The organism is Pseudomonas sp. NPDC078700, assembly GCF_044542375.1.
Taxonomy (GTDB): Bacteria; Pseudomonadota; Gammaproteobacteria; order Pseudomonadales; family Pseudomonadaceae; genus Aquipseudomonas.
The window spans coordinates 1-2,620 of record NZ_JBITUI010000012.1; the positions used below are offsets into that span (position 1 = coordinate 1).

A 2,620-nucleotide genomic window follows, 5' to 3' on the forward strand; every position below is an offset into this window, starting at 1 on the left:
TCGTGGCTCCTTTCCCGTCTCAGCAGCTTAGCACCTGCCGACACTTTGTTTCTATGTATCAAGTAAAGAAGCCCCGAGCCCCGGAAAAGCAGCGCAACTCACGTTTGCGAACGCTTTTTCCGGAGGATCGAGGCTTCAGGTTTTTTTACTGAGAAGACGAGGTGACAAGCTGGGGCTTAGCGCCCTGAGGGATGAAATAGCCCACTGTTTTGCCAACCGCATAAACCCCCACAGGTACACGGATTGTCTTGCCCTGAGCTGCTTGGAAGGGCCGTGCATCCTCAACGTTAAGCGTGACCAGATCGAGCTTGGTTTTGCCGTCCTGCAACGGGACATGGCCAAGGATTTGAACCTTGTCGCGGGGGTCAAACGCTTCACCTGTTTTCTTCGATGTGCCGCCCGGCTGAACGAAGAAATTAACCACTTGCCCGCAGAGGGTGAACATTGCATCGGCCATTATTCCTCTCCCTCTGTGCGCTGATCGATGTACTCAAACGCGTCGACGTCTGCCAGTACCTGGTCAACCTTGTTGAGGGCTTCAATGATCGCCAGTTCGATGAACTGACGCTTGCTGATTTCGAGGACTGAAAGAGCCTGATCAAGCCGCTCAACAAGCGGAACAGAAAGCTTGGCGCAGACGTTCCGGAGAGGGATCGAGCTGGCTTCTTCAACACTTGAAACCGGTACGAAAACACCGTCTACGAGATTGCCAACGCTGCCGTTCTCGGCCATGCGTTCGAGATCGTCAAGCGTCATGGTGCCCATAGAAGTGAATTTGAAACGAAGTGCGCGGTATTGGATGAACTGATCAAAGTGAGTCATGAGATTTTCCATTTTTTGGATGATTGCCCAAGTCGGCAAGGCGATAGTGCATCGTAAAAATTGGAACGTCAATAACTTCGATTGGAGCGTTATACCGTTGTAAGTCATGAGAAGGTCGCGCCGCTGGCGCGTAAAAGCTCCCTCGCCGGGTGGCATACCCCGGGCAGCTTTGCTGCCCAAGGTAGGCCAGAGGGTTTTTATCTGGTGGGGGTTCAAGGGTTCGCTGCGCACATGCCTCCGTTTTTCGGTAACGGTGGGGCTGTTACCGATAAGCCGGGGGCGTGTCCCTTGAGCTAGGTAGATCCGCGCCGTTCGATGGGTCGCCAAAAAGCGGCGCAGAGGGCGGGGTGGACTTGCGTCCTTTGGTACCAAAACAAACGACCAGGTGTTCACCTGGTCGAGCTGTTTGGTACCGAATTACTTGATGGGTGTGGGTTTGCCGATCAGACGAATCTCATGGAAGTCGTAAAAGTCATCTTCGCCAGTCTTGTCATCGCGAATGCAGAGGGAGTAACCGAGTTCGTCAATGAACTCAGCAACTGGGCAGAACCATCCAACTACTACGCCGGTTTGCTCAAAAGTGAACCCTTCGACCTCAGTAGAAAAATGAATGCGACGGCCAAGAGTTTCGACAAGCAAGGTACGATTGGAATTAGTCATGGTGAATCTCCGTTTAGATCATCGTGATTAGCTGGTCAGGGGGATTGCAGTCCCTCTGGTCAGCGTTTCGGTAACGTTACCGAAATTCGTTAGCGGCCCCGTTCTTTGGGGCTCTCGCCTGTAAATTGATACTCACCGCCTAAGTACCTGTAGAACCGATCCCAGTAGGGCAATTCGTCCAGGGGCTCGTCGAGCAATGACTCTGGAATCTGGACACCTCGGAACAATCCGAAGGAGTTGAGAAGGCGTTTGCCTTTGAGCTGCTGAGCTGCGTGCCAGTTGTCATCGAGCGACAAGTCCGAAAATTTCACGGCGTACTTGAAAACCTCCATGAATCCCTCGCTAGGGTCGCCGGTAATGGCCCTGCAATCGACGATCATGCTGTCACCTGTGATCTTGTGCCATTCAGCACTGAAAGCGCTCTGAGAGGGCTTAGAGGCGCTCAGGATGATCATGTGACAATGGGGATGCCAGCCGTTGCCCTTGTTGGTCAATTCGAGCGTGTAGACGGCTCCCTCTGCCTTGCAGAGTTCGGTGTACGGAGCACCACGAGTGCCGGCGTTGAAGTCCCGTCGATGGTGCATAAGTCGCTTAAGAGAATGCGTTAAGTGAGCTTGACGCTCATTGAGGTCAGGGCCGTTTTTTACGGTGAGCGTGAGCAGGTAGGGCCGTAGTTCCGGCCGCTCTTCCTGGATCACCTGCCAGCGCGTGAGATACGCCCCGAGAGCCTTTGCACCACGCCTGATGGCGCAGAGAGGGCAAACGAGATGCTGTTTGCAGAAGGATGCGTTGTGTAAACGTACCTTGCCCACCGTGAAGTACTCCCGGAAATGCAGGTAATTGCCGCAGGTGGCGAGGCCTGAGGCCGTCTTTGTAGCTTCTGGTGATGGAGCGCCCCGAAGGTGCTCAAGCATTAACAGTGACCTTGCGTGTGCTAGGCCATAGCGTGCTATTCTTTCGCCCAGAAGCAATGCTTCATCAGCCCCTGTAATCGTCTCGGCCGCCAAGTCGGAAACGGTTACGGGGGTTTTCTTTTTGGCCATTCGTGGCTCCTTTCCCGTCTCAGCAGCTTAGCACCTGCCGACACTTTGTTTCTATGTATCAAGTAAAGAAGCCCCGAGCCCCGGAAAAGCAGCGC

At 53.9% G+C, this 2,620-nt stretch carries 4 protein-coding genes; all 4 read right to left on the bottom strand.

The features are described 5' to 3' along the window. Positions 1-145 precede the first annotated feature (145 nt). The 4 genes from ACIGCM_RS22845 to ACIGCM_RS22860 all read right to left on the bottom strand — a co-directional run bounded on the left by ACIGCM_RS22845 (position 146) and on the right by ACIGCM_RS22860 (position 2,525). Positions 146-457 carry a hypothetical protein gene (locus tag ACIGCM_RS22845; protein ID WP_397504350.1) on the bottom strand — a complete coding sequence of 104 codons (312 nt, stop codon included), beginning with the start codon at positions 455-457 and terminating at the stop codon, positions 146-148. Further along, positions 457-1,053, bottom strand: coding sequence for a hypothetical protein (locus ACIGCM_RS22850; protein ID WP_397504351.1), 597 nt, complete (start codon positions 1,051-1,053; stop codon positions 457-459). The genes ACIGCM_RS22845 and ACIGCM_RS22850 overlap by 1 nt, the downstream gene beginning before the upstream one ends. Before the next feature lie 186 nt (positions 1,054-1,239). Beyond that, the gene (locus tag ACIGCM_RS22855) at positions 1,240-1,482 is read right to left on the bottom strand and encodes a hypothetical protein (RefSeq protein ID WP_397504352.1); all 243 of its coding nucleotides are present in this window, start codon (positions 1,480-1,482) and stop codon (positions 1,240-1,242) included. Positions 1,483-1,571: 89 nt separating this feature from the next. Continuing rightward, the gene (locus ACIGCM_RS22860) at positions 1,572-2,525 is read right to left on the bottom strand and encodes a protein rep (RefSeq protein WP_397504353.1); all 954 of its coding nucleotides are present in this window, start codon (positions 2,523-2,525) and stop codon (positions 1,572-1,574) included. Positions 2,526-2,620 lie beyond the last annotated feature (95 nt).

What these genes read in the sequence shown, in the direction of transcription:
- ACIGCM_RS22845 (WP_397504350.1), bottom strand. Translation starts at nt 457, where the DNA reads ATGGCCGATGCAATGTTCACCCTCTGCGGGCAAGTGGTTAATTTCTTC.
- ACIGCM_RS22855 (WP_397504352.1), bottom strand. Translation starts at nt 1,482, where the DNA reads ATGACTAATTCCAATCGTACCTTGCTTGTCGAAACTCTTGGCCGTCGC.
- ACIGCM_RS22860 (WP_397504353.1), bottom strand. Translation starts at nt 2,525, where the DNA reads ATGGCCAAAAAGAAAACCCCCGTAACCGTTTCCGACTTGGCGGCCGAG.